The organism is Nesterenkonia sp. LB17, assembly GCF_022565915.1.
Lineage (GTDB): Bacteria > Actinomycetota > Actinomycetes > Actinomycetales > Micrococcaceae > Nesterenkonia.
This window is the reverse complement of sequence record NZ_JAJOYX010000002.1, coordinates 358728-376831: the sequence shown is the minus strand read 5'-3', so window position 1 is coordinate 376831 and position 18104 is coordinate 358728. Positions and strand designations below refer to the sequence as shown.

Annotated in this window: 16 protein-coding genes and 3 pseudogenes; 8 read left to right on the top strand and 11 right to left on the bottom strand. The window is 62.2% G+C overall.

Translation table 11 applies throughout. The annotated features are described in order from the left end of the window. Positions 1-14 precede the first annotated feature (14 nt). On the bottom strand, positions 15-737 hold the full coding sequence (locus tag LTH96_RS05550; RefSeq protein ID WP_241464748.1) for an AAA family ATPase: 723 nt from the start codon (positions 735-737) through the stop codon (positions 15-17). Between the two features lie 379 nt (positions 738-1116). Between LTH96_RS05550 and LTH96_RS05545 the strand changes: the two genes are divergently transcribed. Then, positions 1117-1293 carry a hypothetical protein gene (locus tag LTH96_RS05545; protein ID WP_241464747.1) on the top strand — a complete coding sequence of 59 codons (177 nt, stop codon included), beginning with the start codon at positions 1117-1119 and terminating at the stop codon, positions 1291-1293. Positions 1294-1478: 185 nt separating this feature from the next. Here LTH96_RS05545 and LTH96_RS05540 read toward each other — a convergent pair whose 3' ends face one another. After that, positions 1479-1946, bottom strand: a complete 468-nt coding sequence (locus LTH96_RS05540) for a hypothetical protein (protein ID WP_241464746.1) — start codon at positions 1944-1946, stop codon at positions 1479-1481. A 5-nt stretch (positions 1947-1951) separates the two neighbouring features. Continuing rightward, positions 1952-2860: a TIR domain-containing protein gene (locus LTH96_RS05535; RefSeq protein ID WP_241464745.1), complete on the bottom strand. Its 909-nt coding sequence runs from the start codon at positions 2858-2860 to the stop codon at positions 1952-1954. Between the two features lie 215 nt (positions 2861-3075). Here LTH96_RS05535 and LTH96_RS05530 point away from each other — a divergent pair, with 215 nt between their 5' ends. Further along, positions 3076-3657, top strand: coding sequence for a recombinase family protein (locus tag LTH96_RS05530; protein WP_241464744.1), 582 nt, complete (start codon positions 3076-3078; stop codon positions 3655-3657). 621 nt (positions 3658-4278) lie between these two features. Here LTH96_RS05530 and LTH96_RS13235 read toward each other — a convergent pair. From LTH96_RS13235 to LTH96_RS05520, 3 genes and pseudogenes are all read right to left on the bottom strand, one after another. Further along, a pseudogene (locus tag LTH96_RS13235) lies at positions 4279-4353 on the bottom strand (hypothetical protein); the annotation flags it as partial. Between the two features lie 320 nt (positions 4354-4673). Continuing rightward, positions 4674-4928, bottom strand: a pseudogene (locus LTH96_RS13230) (AAA family ATPase); the annotation flags it as partial. A 916-nt stretch (positions 4929-5844) separates the two neighbouring features. Beyond that, complete coding sequence (locus LTH96_RS05520) at positions 5845-6090, bottom strand: PspC domain-containing protein (RefSeq protein WP_241465090.1); 246 nt, start codon at positions 6088-6090, stop codon at positions 5845-5847. 419 nt (positions 6091-6509) lie between these two features. Here LTH96_RS05520 and LTH96_RS13225 point away from each other — a divergent pair, with 419 nt between their 5' ends. Beyond that, positions 6510-7157: a HigA family addiction module antitoxin gene (locus tag LTH96_RS13225; RefSeq protein WP_241464742.1), complete on the top strand. Its 648-nt coding sequence runs from the start codon at positions 6510-6512 to the stop codon at positions 7155-7157. A gap of 605 nt (positions 7158-7762) precedes the next feature. On the opposite strand, the gene LTH96_RS05505 is transcribed toward LTH96_RS13225, so the two are convergent. From LTH96_RS05505 to LTH96_RS12945, 3 genes and pseudogenes are all read right to left on the bottom strand, one after another. After that, the gene (locus LTH96_RS05505) at positions 7763-8158 is read right to left on the bottom strand and encodes a hypothetical protein (RefSeq protein ID WP_241464741.1); all 396 of its coding nucleotides are present in this window, start codon (positions 8156-8158) and stop codon (positions 7763-7765) included. Between the two features lie 360 nt (positions 8159-8518). Further along, positions 8519-8635, bottom strand: a pseudogene (locus tag LTH96_RS13220) (hypothetical protein); the annotation flags it as partial. A 457-nt stretch (positions 8636-9092) separates the two neighbouring features. Further along, positions 9093-9221 (bottom strand): hypothetical protein, encoded by a 129-nt coding sequence (locus LTH96_RS12945; RefSeq protein ID WP_255728070.1) that lies wholly within the window; start codon positions 9219-9221, stop codon positions 9093-9095. 1642 nt (positions 9222-10863) lie between these two features. On the opposite strand from LTH96_RS12945, the gene LTH96_RS05500 reads away from it, so the two are divergent. The 5 genes from LTH96_RS05500 (at position 10864) to LTH96_RS05480 (ending at position 14545) form a co-directional block, all read left to right on the top strand. Continuing rightward, the gene (locus LTH96_RS05500; RefSeq protein WP_241464740.1) at positions 10864-11526 is read left to right on the top strand and encodes a cyclodeaminase/cyclohydrolase family protein; all 663 of its coding nucleotides are present in this window, start codon (positions 10864-10866) and stop codon (positions 11524-11526) included. Positions 11527-11541: 15 nt separating this feature from the next. Then, complete coding sequence (locus tag LTH96_RS05495) at positions 11542-11964, top strand: DUF3054 domain-containing protein (RefSeq protein WP_241464739.1); 423 nt, start codon at positions 11542-11544, stop codon at positions 11962-11964. A gap of 136 nt (positions 11965-12100) precedes the next feature. After that, a complete protein-coding gene (locus LTH96_RS05490; protein ID WP_241464738.1) occupies positions 12101-13288 on the top strand; it encodes an alcohol dehydrogenase catalytic domain-containing protein in 1188 nt (395 codons plus the stop codon). A gap of 62 nt (positions 13289-13350) precedes the next feature. Continuing rightward, entirely contained in the window at positions 13351-14241 is an 891-nt protein-coding gene (locus LTH96_RS05485; protein ID WP_241464737.1) for an SDR family oxidoreductase, read from the top strand. A gap of 46 nt (positions 14242-14287) precedes the next feature. Beyond that, complete coding sequence (locus LTH96_RS05480) at positions 14288-14545, top strand: Rho termination factor N-terminal domain-containing protein (protein WP_241464736.1); 258 nt, start codon at positions 14288-14290, stop codon at positions 14543-14545. 103 nt (positions 14546-14648) lie between these two features. Here LTH96_RS05480 and LTH96_RS05475 read toward each other — a convergent pair whose 3' ends face one another. Both LTH96_RS05475 and LTH96_RS05470 read right to left on the bottom strand, forming a co-directional pair. Continuing rightward, a complete protein-coding gene (locus tag LTH96_RS05475) occupies positions 14649-16328 on the bottom strand; it encodes a catalase (protein WP_274617590.1) in 1680 nt (559 codons plus the stop codon). Between the two features lie 153 nt (positions 16329-16481). Beyond that, positions 16482-18080, bottom strand: a complete 1599-nt coding sequence (locus LTH96_RS05470; RefSeq protein ID WP_241464735.1) for an NAD-dependent epimerase/dehydratase family protein — start codon at positions 18078-18080, stop codon at positions 16482-16484. Positions 18081-18104 lie beyond the last annotated feature (24 nt).

Genomic DNA, 18104 nt, shown 5'->3' with positions numbered 1-18104 from the left:
GGGTGGTGATTCAGCTAGAGGTGTCTCAGGTAGCGCTCGGGCGAAGCGAGGAAAGCTTGCCAGCTCGCGACCAGGTCGAGATCCTCCCACTGTCGAGGACGCAGACCCCAACTGCCCACTTCGAGGATCTGCGCATTGGGCAAGGCAGCCAGTAGCGGTGAGTGCGTCGAAAGGATCACCTGTGAATCCCCAGCCGCCACGCGTTCTTTCAACACGCTGAGCAACGCCAGGCAACCAGAGAAGGACAGTGCTGATTCTGGCTCATCGAGGACCCACAGACCCGAACCGCGAAACCGATCACCCACGAGTTCGAGGAACGATTCACCGTGGGACATCTCGTGAAAAGGAACGTCCGCCCGGCTCGTGCTGGGGTTCAACTCGAGGTAGGTATAGAAGCTATGCATGGTTTCGGCTCTGAGGAAGTATCCGCGTCGGGTAGCGCCGGCGTTGCGGACCACGTGGAGGTGATCCGCGAGTACCGACTCTGTAGAACGCGTGGTGTGCTGGGCTCCGGTCGAGCCTCCCTCGGGGGAGAGCCCGTAGGCTAACGCGATTGCCTCGATGATGGTCGACTTACCGGACCCGTTCTCACCCACCAGAACCGTAGCTAAGCCAAGATCCAGTCCGTGATCAAGGATCGTCGCAACAGGCGCCAACGTCGCCGGCCAACTCTGCCGATCAAGTATGTTGGACGGATTCTCGGTGAGTCTTCGGATTGGGAACCGCTCGAAGGCCATGCGGCCAGTGTGCCAGCCACAGCACTGAACTGGGCCCCGCAAGAGGATCCCTCACCGCACCTGAGTGGCATTCCGTCGAACGAACGCCCTCAGCGGGAACCAAGTGGCGGTAAACATGACGAGGAACGGTACCGCGACCAAAAGAAGAGATCCATACGCCCAGGCTAAGTCGGGCGCTCCGCATCCACCCCAGACCAATCGGCCCTGCGAGATGTGCAGGCCGCCCGGAAGACGATCGGCTTTACGCTACGTAACCACGACACGAAGCGCCACGAGAACGACAACATCGGGTGAAGCTGCCACAGCAGACCCGTATGGTGAAGGGCGCCACTCAGAATGGGTTCGAGCAGCTAGAGCCCAAACAGACAGGAATCCCAGCATGGCCCATATCAGCGTTCCCGCCTTCGGAACCGCCATGATCTTTAAAGTCCCCGAGGATGCCGACATGAGCGGATTCAGTTTCGCTGGCTTCCGGAATCGTGCCGACGCTCAACAGCAGCTCAATACCTACCTCGAGGGTCTGGGCTACGACGTCAGCCAGTCCTATCTGTGGTGATCGTGCCGGATGACGGCGGGAGTTCCGGACGCGTGAAAGCCCTGCCGCCAGTGCTGGTCGGTAGTTCACACATACAGAAGGCCATTTGCGCTACTCGAGCGTCAGATGGTGGCCTCACTGTGGAATGAAATGGTCCATCGTTCGTAAACCGCTCCTCTGCCGGACGACGAGCAGGTTGTCCCCACCTACGCTGCGAACTGTGCACCGCAGATCAGACAAAAAGCACGTTCCGCGGAAGCTTCAGGGACCTTCACCGGCTCATTGGGATGGCAGGGCGGTTCGACGATAACCATGTCGTCGGGCTCGACCAATGCAGCTGGGGTCTCAAAATCAAGGCTGAATGACGAGTTGGGCTCAAGTTTCATGCCTTTGATGCCCTTGAATGCGTCCGCCAAACTATCCTGTACAGCCTGGTCAATCGCCCCACTAGCGCTGCCGAAGCCGTACTCAAGCTGCGCGTGGGTCCACCATGAATCGGAACCTGCTGCGACACCACATAGTGGACAGAAGTATTGCGCGACAAGTTCGGCATTCTCATCGTCCTCGGCGTGACTGAACCACTTAAACTCCCGTTCGCAGCTTGGGCACTCGCGACGCAGGAAGCCGTCACTGTCGAGTGGCAGACTCACCGGAATTTGAAACTCATCATCCATCGTCATCATCCGTTCAGATCGAGAAAAACATCCTGGGTTACCTGCTCGCCACCCTCGGCACGGGCTGTGATGGTGACGTCGAAGGCGTCCTCCCCTTGCGAACCGGACAGCATGCGTCCCGTATTGAAGACGTCAACGGTGACAGAACGGCCACCACCCGGGATCTTCGTGATTGGCCCGACATCGGTCGACCGCAGATCCAGCGCTGAGTTCTCAGGCACTGCCAGAGTGACGTCGTAGGCGATCTCCGTGCCTCGGTTGATCACCTGTAGCTTGTCCATACGATTGCCACCCTTAATGAAGTACTTCAGATCGAAGTCGACTGCTTTCCTCGCGGTAGTGCTGCTTGGTATTCGACGCCCGAGTTGGAGGCCGTCGCCGGGAGGAGGTGGCGCAGCGAAGTCCCCGCTCGTGTGCCAGTCCGTACCATGGAGATCGACAGCACAGCCTGCCGTTCGAAGCCGGTTCGCCAGAGCCTGACGGGTCGCAGGAGCGTTCGATAGTTTGATTGCGTGGCGTCCAGCAACATCGCTGAAAGGACGCACTTCCCCTACTTCCACGAGAACAGTGCGCTTGGGGTCACGCCCCAAAGCCATCCCCGCTTCAAACAACACATTGGGGCGAGCTTGTGGCGCAGGCTGAGTTTCCTGGTCGTTGTCGCTATTGCCGTAGCGAGGCTGCAGGTACGCCACCTCGTCCGGTGTCATAAGGACAACCACAGCGGTCGCGTGGTCGAAGGCTGCATCGAGGATCTGCCCGATGTAGGGCGACCCCTCGCCGGTGAGCTCAACGGCAGATGTCCACTCCATCGGTGACAAATTGATGCTCCGTAGGAAGTCGAACATCGATTTTCGGAGCAGCTCATTGCGACCGTGCACAACGAAGACGGAACGATTGTCACTCGCGTTGTTCAATGGGTTCTCCTCGTGAGCATCCGACTGATCTTGGGGAGGGAAAAGCTTTGCCGTTCACGAAAGTCGGTGCCCTCAACGAATGCCCGTAAGCCGGTCGCTCACCGGGCACTTCCCCACCCCGAAACCAGCCCATACAGACACTGGGCTCCGGATGCACGTATACCCCGCCCGATTAAAAGCCCTGTGAAGGTCCCTTATCTGGAACACTAGACACCATGACTGGACTGAAGCTCGGATACGCCCGGGTCTCGACCACCGGACAAGACCTCACCGCCCAACGCGAAGGACTCATCGGACTCGGCGTTGACCCCGATCAGGTCTACGTCGACCACGGACTCACCGGCACCAACCGAACCCGCCCCGGGCTCCGTGAAGCCCTCGCCGCCGTCCGCTCTGGGGACACACTGGTGGTGACCAAGCTCGACCGACTCGCCCGGTCGCTGCCGGATGCGAGGAACATCGCTGACGAGCTCACCACCAAAGGGGTGACGCTGAGCATCGGGGCCAGTCTCTACGATCCAAATGATGCGGTGGGCCGACTGCTCTTCAACGTCCTCGGCATGGTGGCCGAGTTCGAGGCCGATCTGATTCGGGCGCGCACACGAGAAGGGATGGCGATCGCAAAGTCCAAGGGGCGGCTACGTGGGAAGCAGCCCAAGCTCTCACCTTCGAAGCGCAAGCACCTACTCGCCACCCATGCAGCTGGAACTCATACTCAGTCCGAGCTGGCGGAGCTCTTCGATGTCTCCCGCGCCACGATCTACCGAGAGCTCCAGCGCGCACAACCAGACGGGTAAACCTCTAGGAGAAAGGTTGCGAGGCATTCGAAAGAACTAGCGACGAAGGATTTCATTCCAGTAACGCATTTACAATTTAATATTGGATTCTTACCATACTTTTTTAGTAGCTTTTACATTTACTACTCTGCAGCTCTATTCACAATATTTCTAATTTTAAACACTCCGGAATTGAGAATTCTTTTCACGTGTGCTTGTGTAACTTGGTTACTCTGCTGTCCATCCGTCAAAGCAGCTTGAAGCCAAGGCAGCCCTTTCCTTGCGGTGACCTCTGGCGCAAGTCCTTCGAGCTCCCCTTCGCGGACAAGCACCACTCCAGCCTCATCCAAAAGAGCGAGCAATTTTTGCGCCGCCGTGTATGATTCACCTTTAAAAGCAGACATTCCATGCTCTTTTACGGCAGACCATGGCGAATCTTTAGTGCGGGAAAGCGCACTTATAGTCTTCTTGTGCTCAGCACTGAACTTCTCTCCGCGACTCGCATGCAAAGCAGATTCTATTGACACAAGAACATCGTTAACAGTCGCGGGCTCTCGGCTAGTGTTGAGGTTCACCGTCGCCAGACGCCACGCGTCAGACATCTCAGTAGTCCATTCGGCACCTAATGATTCAACGAGAGCCTTAAGCTTTGATACATCCGCCAGCATATCCAGGTCCGGTGCAACGACAACTGGAACGTTTACCGCTGTTAGCGCCGCTGCGACCTTGGCCATCCCATCCTTGCCCCCCGTTGGAACAAACAAAATTTCGTTGCGCGGAACGCTGTCTTCCCTCGGCTCACCAGTCTCCACTGCAGCCGCGAGGTACGCGCAGTCGCCTTCAGCTTCTGCGACGACTACTAATCGGTGGAACAAGCCATCCAGTACATTCGTGTACTTCAACACTGGATCCGCCCAAAGATCTCTAAGCTGATTCGAGTCGAGTCGGCTACCCCGCGCGGGCCCATCACCGCGGGTCAACCGAACTACTGAAACATCTACACCAGAGTCGAGCAAACCGGTTAAAAAACTTCGGTCGTGGGTGGCGACAATTATTTGTAGACCAGTACTTACGGCAATACGTCCCAGCTCGGCTCCGAGAGCATGAGCTTGCGGCGGGTGCAAGAACGCTTCTGGTTCATCAATTATGACAATCTTGTACGCTGCAGTAATTATTGGCAACAGCTGTCCCATGAGACTGCGCATACCATCGCCTTGGGCATCCAGGGGATGCAAGGCGGCTACGCGCTCTCGATACTCTGCCGAAATATCGTCAATCCTAGGTGGTTCCATCTCTGTCTCGCCGACGCGTAGGCGTATGGTTCGACCCAGAGTGTCCAACGTCAGTGGCTTGCCAAATATCTGTTGGGAGATTGCACTGACGTTCTCGAGAAGTTCTTTCGAGTCCTGTAAGTAGTGGATGGGATGCTCGGGCGGGTCCGTATGGGAGTCACGCATCTCGGCGGCACCCCCGATATTAAATCTCCGCTGAGCGTCACCGTAGAACACGACGGATCCCGCGAGTCCACCAAGACCTGCGGAAGAGTGCGTCCAGTTGTACTGAATGGTGGCCGGATCCAGTATCCCCGTCTCTGCCCGATGAAACCCGGATTGATGGTCCTGAACAACGAAACTCGCGTTCTGTCCGAGCCAAGAAATTGCATCCGCAGTGGTTCCTCGTCGAGTCACGTTTAGGGACTCGACGGCTACTCGGGGTCGTTCGGCTGATCCTCGACGATGGGAGATCAACTCCGAGATTTCGCGAAGAAGCGTCGATTTGCCTGCGTTGTTCGAGCCTACGATAGCCGTGACGCCGGCTCGTTGTATTGGGACCGATTCACCCCCGGCCATGTTTATTCTGTCGATCGAGAAGTCGAACGCAGTCGAATTTGCGTCTGCCACGTCCGTGCGGTCCGGGAAAGCTGCCAGAAACTGATCGATCCAGGTGTCCACCGTTAAGCTCCCACGTCATCCGCTGGTATTGACTCATTTTTTAGTCGGTCGTTAGGTAAATCGTATCTCCACACCACCGACGGGTAGTCCTGGATTCCACTTTCGTCCGTTGAGTCGCTCCGACCTCGCGGTCGAAATGCAAACCGTCAATCGACCCGCACCCATAGATGTCTTATAAACCTACAGTTTTCCGAGACACGGTCGTTTCGATGACACCGGACGATCTCTCACCGTCGTGACGTGGTTAGGTTCACGTCTAGCGGCGGCCTCCTAAGGCGCGCTCCAACGGGATGCTGCCGTCCTGCCAGGGCGTCAGAACCCACACCAACAGATACGCTCCGACTCCCAACGCGGGAAGCAAAAAGGACAAGAAGATCAGCAAGCGGACCAACCACACGTTGAGTCCGAACGTCTCGGCCAGGCTTCCCCCGATGCCTGCGACGACGCGGCCAGGTCCACGCCGGAAACCGAGCCTACGAATAGTTTCAAAGAGTTTTTCCATGCCTTCCATAGTACGCACGGGCCACCATGTCGCCCCGGCGCCGCGGTCATGGGCCGGCCAGCCGCCACCGTCGGGGATCCTGGCGAGCTTCTTCGCATCGAGGTGGACCATGTACCCAGGCAAGTACGCCCGGGTCAACTGCGACCGGCAACGCTGGTCCTCACCCTTAGAAGTGAGACACCCCGGGAGACCCCGCGGCGGTGTAGCCATCGACCTACGGTGAGCACCCATAGCATGGGTGGCCTCCAGCTCTGGTCGCAGCGATCGCGCCGTCGAAGTGAAACGCGTTCGACGCGGCCCACTACATTCCATCTGCAACCATGTGTGACGGAAGTCAATCAATCACCGCCCCCCTTCCTCCGGAGACTGAGTCGACACCCCCTCTTCACAGTGCCGATCCCCCGCGTGATACTGATCTGGTGAAGCGACCAGAGAATCCCACCGAGCGATGGCTGGCCATGAACGAGCTACGCCGGCACATCCTGTCTGCGCATGTCACCTTCGCGCTGAATGAGCAGCTCGGCCGACCCCACCAGGGCACCGTGCGGGAGTTGGCCGAGATGAAGGTCCCCTCCCAGCGCGACCTGGCACATGCGCAGTACGGGCCAGAGCTTCCTCGGGTGGTGGCTCTGAAACTTCTGCATCGCGACATCCTCATGGCTGAGATCAGATTGGCTCTGGACGAGTCTCTGGGGCACCCCACCCCGGCCCCCGTGCTGCGCCTGGCCAAGATGAAGCTCCCCGACCGCGCTGAGTTCGAGCGTGCGCAGCGCTATGACGAGGCCAACAACCCACAGAATGGCGCCGTGAAACCCTCGACACATCTCATCCACCCCGGGGTGATCCTGTTAGAGGAGTTCATCAAGCCCCTCGGGCTGGCACCGGAGCAGGTGGCTCAAGAACTCGGTCTCAACCCGGCGCAGTTCACCTCGATCACTCAGGGCGCCCAAGACATCACCGCTGAGGTGGCCACGCTGCTCGCGCAGCGCTTCGATCTTTCAGAGCGCTTCTGGATGAACCTCCAGGCGACCTACGACCGCGCCACTGGTGGCGGATCGCTGAGCTGACGAGAAGCTGCACCCGAGCCCTGCTGAGCCTGCGCAGGGGTTTAAGGTGAGACTCATTCACCGACGCCCCCCCTGACACCCAGAAGAAACCCTCCTCCTGGCGCCGCCCCTCAGTATGTAGTTGCTCGAAGCAACGTTTTTTTCCTTTACAGTCTCCACAAGTTCTACAAGTTCTACAGGTTGCTGGGGGCTGCACGTCGGGGTGGTGCCGGTATCAGACCACTACGACCCTGGCCCCAGCCCGAGGGCACATCGATACCACCCTGAGTGCACATCGTTAGGACAGCCTCGACGATGCGTCGCTGCTGGCTAACCTTGAGCGCATCGAGTGGTAACCAAGGGCCGTCCGGGAAGCGAAGTTGCTCCAGGCTGAGCGAGTCCTGAGCGTCACCACCGCCGGGGCGTGGGACAACCAATATCTCTTTGGCCTCGTGACCGAGCCCTAGGGCAGCCGGCTCGATGAGATCTCCGCTCTGCGCGAGCTTCCGCCCGAGAAGCGTCCGCTCGGCAACCTCGATGCGCGATATCTGCTCGTCGACGCCGAGGTGTGGGCCTCAGCGGTGCGCACCGCCCGGGCCGGCGGTGCCGAATGGCAGGGAGAAGGCTCATAGCTCAGCGAGGTCCGCTGCTGCCTTGGGCATGAAGTCCGGGTCGCGGGTGTGCATCGCCGGGGTGTCGCCGCCGAAGCGCGGTGACGGTGTCGCCGCCCACATGGTGAAAGACCGGCCACTGACCCCCTCGTTCGTCAGGATCCTCGCCATGGTCGAGACCCACCCCCAGGGCTCTCGATGCACCGGGTCGATCTGGAAGGCAGGGTAGTAGGTCTTCCCAGCGTGCCTGACTGAGATCAGTCGACCCTTGCGCGCAGCATCCGAGGGCCAGTTACGGGCCTTGTCTACGTAGTCCGCCATCTCACCCGCAGTGAGAAGTTGAGTCTGCGGGTCTTGATTCAGAAGGTCGAGCTTCTCTTGAGCGGAGTCCTTGTGTCTCATCTCCACCATGTCCCGCACCTTCCGTTGCGACCGGACAATCCAGTCAGCGAATTCTAGCGCTCGGTCTGGACGCCCACGAGGGCCCTCGACAATCTGCCTGCCTCTCCGCGGTGCGCACCGCTGCCAGCGGCATCGCGCTGATCAAAGGCCCACGACGCGACGGCCCGGGTGAGCAGCCGGTTGCGTCAGCGGACACTGGCCACGTCAATGTTCCCCTCCCCAGGTCGACTAGCTCTGCTGCCATGGCAGTGGTGAGCACCTAGTCGGTGTGGGGACTCCCCACATCCAAGAATGGCAAGGGATTGCTGAGGACCGCTTCTTCGATCGTGCGCTTCTCTCGCCAGCCACACGGCACTCCCCCGACCCTCCTTAGGTGTGAATCTTTTCTGCCCCGTGTTTTCTGATGACTGGTGATGGTCGGAACCGGGCCCGGGTCTCCGCGAACGCGCCTTCCAGGGAGCTAGCGAAATAAAGCACGCCATGGCCGGAAACGTCGAAACAGAGACCGGCGTGTTTTCGCGGGCTGTCCCCCTAGGCTCTTCGAGCAGCAACCGCAGTGCACCCACTGCGGAATATCTTCCTTAGACCGCGTCCAGTCCACCGGTGGCAGCTTCATTGCGGCCAGTCTCCTCACCCTGACGGAGGTCGGCCGGTTGAGCTCTCTGTCGAGAGTGACCTTCAATCGCGCTGCGAGGATCTCGTGCCGCAAGATGTCGAACATCTCTGCCGTACTCTTCCCGTCGTACTGCTCCTTGCCACTGACCACGATCGCTCCCCTCGGTGGATCTTCATTCTCACCAAACACGGCGCTCCACCGCCATACCTAGGCACCGTCATCTGTTGCTGCGCCTCGTCAACCTCGACCAGACGTGCGTTGCCCACCGTCTCCAAAGAGCGCTTGTGGAAGACAGTGGGCATGGCGAAAGTCGACATTCCAGGAGACTCAACGGGAGTATGCGAGCAGAACCATCCGCGGCTCAGGGCGGCTGGACCAGTATTGCCAGCGCAGCCTGTCCGCTCGAGCAGACTTGATCGGGTAGACGATGCCGTAGACGATTCCCGCGATGAACATCAGGGGCGCTATTGGGCCAAGTAGTGGCGTGAGAATCACGGCTGCAATGAAGCTCGCAAAGATGATCCCCGCGGCAGCGCCGACCTGCTTGAGTGTCCCGGTGGGGTTCCGATTCAGCTGAGATGTGGTGATCCGGCGCGGACGCCCTCGATGCTGCATCGCCAGAGTCCATCCTTCGGGGTGGCTCCCCGGCGGGCCGTCCCAACGCTGAAAGGTCCTCGAGTCAGAGTCCGTGCCTGATGCCAAACCAACGTGTGACGGCGTGTCGATCGGGGTGCTCGCCTCTGGCTGTCGAGGGGACGGAGTCTCGAGGATGGGGTCGGGCTGGCCAGCAGGCAGAGGTTCTCGACGAAGCGTTTCACGGTCCTCGACTCGTGATGAGTCAGTCGCTAAGTCCGATTGCTGGACGATGTCGGGCGCGCTGAGGTACTCGGGGGTCTCCAAGTGCTGGACGTCGTCCAGAAGGTGGATGAGGCGATCGCCTGGGATGGTGCGGACGGGTTGACCTGCAGTGCGTCGTGTCTCTACGTCCGATGCTTTGCCCTTTCCTGCCTTAGCTCCAATGACGACCAACGTGGTCTTCTTGGTGATATTCAACTGGGGCTGGGCGCCAACGGCGGCCAGTCGATCGGACCAGTGGTCACGGTCATGCTCGCCTATTTCCCCACTGAGAACCACGTACTCGCTATTGAGTGGGTGCTGGTAGTTCACGTCTGGATCCGGCTTCGGAAGGTCTGAGACGTGTGTGCACCGTGAGATGGTGTGTGCGGGAATGAACGATGGCGCAGCCGTTCCGCGGGACCGTCGACTGTGGCTGCGTGCGGGGCAGGAAGTTCCACCGACCTGTGTGGAGATGACTTCAACTGCGGCGGTGCGGGAGGAGTATTCGGATTGGTGATCGAGCACCAATCGGACTGCGCGTTCCTTCAGAGCGGGGTCGATTCGACGAGGCATGGCTACATCCATTCAACTTAAAGGGATGTTGCATCAAACCCGGGGCACTTCACCCAGGATGCGGGGTGCTCAAGCTGCACTCAACACTCGAGCGTGAAGATTCCTCTTAAGCCAAGTTGAGTGCGAAGCCGTGAAGGAAGCTGAAGCGTTTATGCTCGCATAACTACTGGTCATCTACGCCATCTATAGTGCGAACGGTCACATGCCTCCTCCTCCCCGCACCCACCGTCCTCATCGCTCGGGTGCCTAGCAGCGACTCAGCTGAGTCCGGGTTCGGTGAGTCTGAGCCTGCGATCAGCGTCTCAGCATCGGCGCGCGACAGGCTTGGTGCTGCAGCGACATCATCGACGGTGGCGCCGTTATCGACCGGCTCGGCCAGCAGGCGGATCACGAGTTGCTCTGCGCTCAGCAATCACGCTGCGTAAGTCACCATGTCGGCGCGCAGATGCGAGAGGGTCCCCGGTGGGACGACGGTCGACTTGTCATGAGTCGAGACCAGCGATCCTAGTTTCTACACTGAGTTAGCAGTGAAGATAATGTCTATAAATTAGATTTACGGATACCCGTATTGAGCGGGATCGACATGAGTCGATGACAGGGAGCTCTCGGCCCACTCCACCTCTGCCTGGACCTGCACTCCCCTGCAGCCTGCGTTTCATTCCTACCAGTCGTAGGACAGACTCGACCCATGACTGATGCGGAAGAGATCACCACGCAACGCTCGACGGTCGCCGAATGGACCCAAGGCCTGTCCCAGTCCACCGGATCCCCGGGCGGCGGCGCCGGGGCCGGGACGATGCTTGCCATCGCCGCGTCGCTGACCTCCATGGTCGCCGGGTACACCGAAGCCGATCCAGAACGGCGGGACACGCTCGCCGCCATCCTCGCCCGAGCCGGCGATCTTCGGCAGACCGCCCTGCAGCTGGCCGACGACGACGCCACCGCCTCCCACGCCTTCGGCGCAGCCTTCAAGCTGGAGCGGGGACCGAAGCGCGAGAAGGCCATCCGTGAGGCCGCGATCGGTGCGGCGCAGACCTCCGCAGAACTCGGCGAATACGCCGTCTCGGCCATCGACGACCTGTCCTGGCTGGCAGAACATGGCAAGCGAGCCGTGATCGCCGACGTCGTCGTCGCCTTCGGGGCACTTCGGGCCGCCGTCGCGGGTGCACGCACCAACGCCAGCTTCGATCTGGCCACCCTGAAGTCCTCAGGTTCCACACTCGAGGAGATCCAGGATCAGCACCCCGACCTCTGGGCCACCGTAGAAACGCTGACCACCGCGATCAGCCGCATCGATGCCTGCACCGCCTCGATAGATGATCGGGCAGCCCCGACGCACGCAGAGGCATAGTCCTAGACTCGGTCCATGCACTCCTCCCCCTCCCCGCAGGCAGCGCCGACCCGCCATGCCGCACTCCCCTGGCTGCTCCTGCTGCTGGACGGCCTGCTTGTGCTTGCCTTCGCCGCCACGGGCAATCGCTCCCACGAGACCGGACTGGCCTTCAGCGATGTGTGGGGCACCGCTGCACCGTTCCTGCTCGCACTGCTGGTCAGCTCGCTGGCAGTGCGCTTCTGGCGCAGCCCCTCGCGGCTCTGGCCGGACGCCGTCGTCGTGATCCTCGGCACCGTGGCTCTGGGCATGACTGTGCGCGTGCTCTGCGGCGGCGGCGGCGCGGAATGGTCCTTCATCCTGGTGGCGCTCGGCGTACTGGGCACCCTGCTGCTCGGCAGACGCCTGGTCAGTGGTCTGCTCACTGGCCGACCCACGCGTCGCGGCGTGACGCGCTGAGGCCAACGTGGGGTTCATGTCCAGCTCACTGCCAGGTGGTAGTCGATAACGTGGACCCTGTAAGGGTGATTCCGGGAGTGAAGAATGACATCTCTCCCAGATATGCCGCGCAGAAGAACTTCTGAGGAGACGCGACGTGAAAGCAGTGACATGGCAGGGCCATAACAAGGTAAGTGTGGAGACCGTCCCGGATCCACAGATCCAACAGACCAACGACGCGATCATCGAGGTCACCTCCACCGCGATCTGCGGCTCGGACCTTCACCTCTATGAGGTGCTCGGCCCGTTCATGACCCCCGGCGACATCCTGGGCCACGAGCCGATGGGTCGTGTCGTCGAGGCGGGTCCCGACTCGAACCTCGCCGTCGGTGACCGAGTGGTCATCCCCTTCCAGATCTCCTGCGGCAGCTGCTTCATGTGTCAGCGCGGCCTGCAGACCCAATGTGAGGTCACCCAGGTCCGCGAGCAGGGCATGGGCGCCGCCCTCTACGGCTTCTCCGCGCTCTACGGCGCCGTCCCCGGCGGCCAGGCCGAATACCTGCGAGTCCCCCACGCGGACTACAGCCCGATCAAGGTCGGCAACGAGCTGCCCGACCACCGCTACCTCTTCCTCTCCGACGTCATCCCCACAGCATGGCAGGGCGTGGCCTACACCGGACTCAAGAGCGGTGACAGCATCGCGATCATCGGACTCGGCCCGATCGGCCAGTTCGCGGCGCGCATCGCCAAGCACCAGGGCATGAAGGTCTACGCCATCGATCCCGTGGCCGAACGCCGCGCGATGGCCGCCCGCCACGGCGTCATGGTCTTCGACACCGGCGAGGAATCGCTGAACCAGATCCGCGAGGCCACCGACGGCCGCGGCCCCGACGGTGTCGTGGATGCGGTCGGCATGGAAGCCCACGGCTCCCCCATCGCCAAGGCAGCCCAGATCTCCGCGCAGTTCCTGCCCGACGCCCTCGGCAAGGCCATGATGCAGACCGTCGGCGTGGATCGCCTGGCTGCCCTGTACTCGGCCATCGAGCTCGTCCGCCGCGGCGGCACGATCTCGCTGAGCGGCGTCTACGGCGGCGCCGCCAGCCCGCTTCCACTGATCACCATGTTCGACAAGCAGATCACCGTGAAGATGGGCCAGGCCAACGTGAAGAACTGGGTCGACAAGATCCTGCCGCTGGTCGAAGATCCCGCAGATCCCCTGGCTGTGGACGACTTCATCACGCACACGCTGCCGCTGACCGACGCTCCCGGCGCCTACGAGATGTTCCAGAAGAAGGAAGACGGCTGCATCAAGGTCGTCCTGGATCCCACCAGGTCAGCAGTCTGAGCGGCGGCCACCAACCTGAGCCGGCTGCCTGCCGGACACACCTCTCTCGAAGGACATCAGTCATGACGAGCGATCCATACACCCAGCAGGACCCCCGGACGAAGTACCGTCACAGCGACCTCCCCGAGCAGGAGCAGCCGGACCAGCCCGGGCTGACCGGCAAGACCGGTCCGGAGCCGGATCACGGCGAAGCGAGCTGGGTCGGCCACGGACGGCTCAAGGGGCGCAGGACCCTGATCACCGGCGGCGATTCCGGCATCGGCCGCGCCGTCGCGATCGCCTTCGCCCGCGAGGGATCGGACATCGCCATCGCCTACCTCCCAGAGGAGGAGGAGGACGCCCAGGTCACCGCTCAGCACGTGCGCGAGGCCGGCCGTCAGTGCGCCACCTACCCGGTGGACATCACCGACGAGGAGAGCGCCGTGGGCATCGTGCGCCGCGCCGTCGAAGACCTCGGCGGGATCGACGTGCTGATCCTCAACGCCGCCTACCAGCGGGCCCGTGACGGCGTCGATTCGACGCCTACCGCTGAGGTGCGCAAGGTCTTCGAGACGAACCTCATCGCGCATATCGTGATCACCCGTGAGGCGGTGCCCCATCTGAACCCCGGGGCCTCGATCATCGTGACAACCTCCATCCAGGCGGTGGGCCCCAAGCCCGTGCTCTTCGACTACGCGATGTCCAAGGCTGCCCAGGTCGCCTTCATCGAGTCGATGGCAGCGGAGCTGGCCGAGAAGGGCATCCGCGTCAACGGTGTGGCACCGGGCCCTATCTGGACTCCGCTGATCCCGGCCACCGGGTTCGACGGCGTCGCTCAATTCGGTCAGGACACTCCCCTGGGCCGCCCAGGGCAGCCCGCGGAGCTCGCCGGGGCGTACGTCTATCTCGCCAGCGAGGAGGCCTCCTACGTCTCCGGCTCGGTCATCCCGGTCACCGGCGGCAAGGGTTTCTGAGCCGCAGCACCTGAGTCCAGCATGAGCCGACGGAAGGATTTTCTCCATGGCACGATCAAGCGTGAAGGATGAGGAGCTCTACGAACGCCTCCGCGAGGAGGGCAACTCCAAGGAGAAGTCCGCTCGCATCGCCAACGCGGCTGCCAAGGAAGGCCGCGGCAGCGAAGGCGAGAAGGGCGGGGAGGCGTCGAACTACGAGGACCGGACCGTGGCGCAGCTGCAGGATCGGGCCAGGGAGCTCGGTCTCACCGGGTACTCGAAGATGAACAAGCCTGAACTGATCGACGCGCTGCGCAACCACTGAGGTTCTCAGCGGGACCAGCAGGCCAGCTGAGACGGCAATGGCCGGAAACCCGTCGGGTTCCCGGCCATTGCCGTCTCAGCTGACGCTCAGTTCTTGTGCAGCATCACTTGCTGTAGCTGGGGCTTCCCAGGTTGCCGGCGAGCACGTCTTCGGCCGAGGCCTGGCGGTTCTCGACGGACGCCGTCCAGGTGCCCCACTGCTCGGGGTCAATGGTGTCGCCATTGTTGCCGAGGTTGGCGAGGCGCTGCTCCTCCTCCTCGGTGAAGTTCTGCACCGCCAACGGCAACAGGTGCGACACATCCTCCACGGTGAGGCCGATGTTCTTCGCGATCCGCTGACCGTAGTCATCGTGGATCATGAAGAAGTGCCAGACGATGCGCTCCTGCACGTCGCGCTCGGACTGCTCGAGCATGCCGGTGAGCACGTTGATCAGCTCATCGCGCTCCCAGTCCATCATGGTGTTGTAGCGACCGCGTGCCTGCAGGTAGTCATTGCGGCGATCGAGGTTCTCCTGCACCAGCTGTCCGCCGACGGCCGGAGCGTTGTTCGGCTGCGGCTCCGGGGACTCGTGCAGTCCATTGTGGATGGAGGGCTCGTAGTTCACGTGCGGGTTCTGCTCGGGATGCACGTCGTTGCCGAAGGACATCAGTCCGCCGCGCTGGTTCGTGTAGACCTTGCCGTCGCGGCCCTTGGGCTGGTTGACGGGCAGCTGCAGGTAGTTCGGTCCCACGCGGTACCGCTGCGCGTCCGAGTAGGAGAAGGTGCGACCGACCAGCATCTTGTCATCGGAGAAGTCCAGGCCGTCGACCAGGACACCGGTGCCCATGGAGATCTGCTCGTTCTCGTTGTGGTGGTCACCCACATTGCGGTTCAGCGTCATGACGCCGATCTTGCGCAGCGGGAACTGGTCCTCGGGCCAGATCTTGGTGTCATCCAGCGGATCCCAGCCGAGCTCGGGGTGCTCGTGATCCTCCATGATCTGGACGTGGACATCCCACTGTGGGAACTCGCCGCGTTCGATGGACTCGAAGAGGTCCTTCGAGGCGTGGCCGAGGTCCTGGCCCTGCACCTTGGCAGACTCTGCCTCGGTCATCGAGGCGACGCCGGCGCGCGGGTGGAAGTGGTACTTCACCAGGACGGTCTCGCCCTCGGCGTTGACCATCTTGTAGGTGTTGACGCCGAAGCCCTCCATGTGGCGGTAGGTCGCCGGGATGCCGCGGGGGCTGAAGAGGTGGGTCAGCATGTGCATCGACTCGGGAGTCTGGCCCATGAAGTCCAGGATGCGGTTGGGCTCCTGGCGGAAGGTGATCGGGTCCGGCTTCAGCGAGTGGATGACGTCGGGGAACTTGATCGCATCGCGGATGAAGAACACCGGAAGGTTGTTGCCGACCAGGTCCCAGTTGCCGTCTTCGGTGTAGAACTTCACAGCGAAGCCGCGGGGATCCCGGGCGGACTCTGAGGAGTCACGGCCGCCGATGACGGTGGAGAAGCGGATCGCCAGGTCGGTCTTCTTGCCGGCCTCCTGGAAGAGCTTGGCGCGGGTGTACTTCGACGCCGGCTCGTCGCCGATCATGCCGGTGGCCTCGAACTCGCCGTAGGCCACGAAGCCACGGGCGTGGACCACACGCTCCGGGATGCGTTCCCGGTCGAAGTGGCTGATCTTCTCGAGGAACTGGTAGTTCTCCAGCGTGGCGGGACCGCGGTTGCCCACGGTGCGCTGGTTCTGGTTATTGGTGACAGGGTGACCCTGTCGAGTGGTCAGGATCGGATCGGTCTGTGCCAATTCGCTCTCCTTTTCGCTGCAGCGAGGTCCCCTGCGTCTCATGGACTGAAGAGGACCCTCACTTGCCCGACATGAGGCGGGCAGGCTTATGGGGTGGACTCTCTGAGCTTAGCAAGATCAAGAAGTTATTACGAGTAGTTCAGAACTAGTGGTTCAGCGTGTCTTCTCGAACGTGTCGCGGTCTTTGCGGAAGGCTCGGTGCCGGGCGTATTCGTGGACGGTCTCCAGCTGCTCGCGCTGGGCCTCGGCATCCTCGATCAACCCCTGGAACACCTGCGGATCCACCCCGAGGGCGTGGGCGTGGTCCTTCATCACAGACCACCCGTGAAGCTTGCCGGTGACCGCGGTGATCATCATCTCCGCTTCGAGCACCAGCGTGGAGGGCGATCGGCCGCCCGGTGGTCTGCCGTTGGGCTTGAGCCGTCCCACCCGCTCCCCCAGCCACGCGATGGTGGTGGACCCGGGTGGAGTCGAGAAGCCTTGACGCTGGATGAGCTTGACCAGAAAGCCGCGTTCGCGCCTGATCGCCTCGGCCACCTCGGAGATCTGCGGGAACACCGGTGTGTCGACGTAGTCGGCCGCCATGCGTTTGATCCGATTCGTTCCCGCGGTGGCTCCGGCAAGATGGTCGGACATGTACTGGCGCAGCAGCAGCGCGTCGACCTCTCCGCCCAGCTCGTGCTCAGCAGATGGAAGTTCCGGCCGGTCCGCGGCGTCGAGGTCCCGGGGGCGCAGCGGCGCCGAGGGGGCGCCGACCCCGGCGGCCATGCCCTGGACGAGCTCCTCCAGTGCCTGGGCACCGGAATGCTCCGGTGCCCAGTGGAGCTCCTTCTTCGCCCGGGAGTTGTCCATCACCGGCACGTGGCGGCCCATGTCCAGCCAGCCTTCATCCGTCGGGAGGATCCCGGCCCGGTGGGCGGCCTTGATCATCGGACGAAGCGCAGCAGCCGGCAGCGGGAGCGCGATTCCTGGGGATTTCTCACCGGAGACGACCTTCGCGATGGCGTCCCCGTCGAGCAGGTCATCGGCGCAGATGTTGAATGCGCCCTGTGCCCCCAGAATCGCGGCCTGTGCGTAGGCGGCAGCCAGGTCATCGGCGTGCACAGCCTGGGTGCGAATGCCGCCGGGGACCGGAACCACCGCAGGTCGGAAGAGCTGCAGCAGCTGCACCGGTGCCAGCTTTCCGGCGAAGTAGCGCTGGATCTCGGAGCCGGCTTCGCGTTGGAAGACCAGCCCGGGTCGCAACCGGGCCAGTGAGAAGTCAGGATGAGCCTGCAGGAACTCGTCCATGACGCGCTCCTGGGCCACCTTGTCCTCGCTGTAGTGGGACCCGGGGATGCCCTCGGTGGGCCACTGCTCATCGTGCGCGACGTCATCCTCGGCTGGGGAGTACACCCCGACCGAGGAGGCGACGACGGCCTGGCGCACCCCCGCCTGGGCCGCGGCCTCCAGCACGTGCCGGGTCCCGTCGACATTGACCCGGCGCAGCAGGGTGCGCTCCTTGTTGGGCTGGATCAGCCAGGCCAGATGGATCACGGCGTCGCAGCCGGAGAGCGCCTCGGCCAGCTCGGGCACGACCTCGCTGTACTGGATGTCCGCGCGATGCCACTGCGCGTCCGCATACGGGGCGGCGTCGGTGTCGGGGAGTCTCCGTGCGATCCCCAGCACGCTGTCCACCTCGGTGCGGCTGCTCAGGTGCCTCAGCACCGCTGTTCCGACGTTGCCCGTGGCTCCGATGACGGCGATGCGCATAGGTCCTCCTGCTCGGTGGTATCT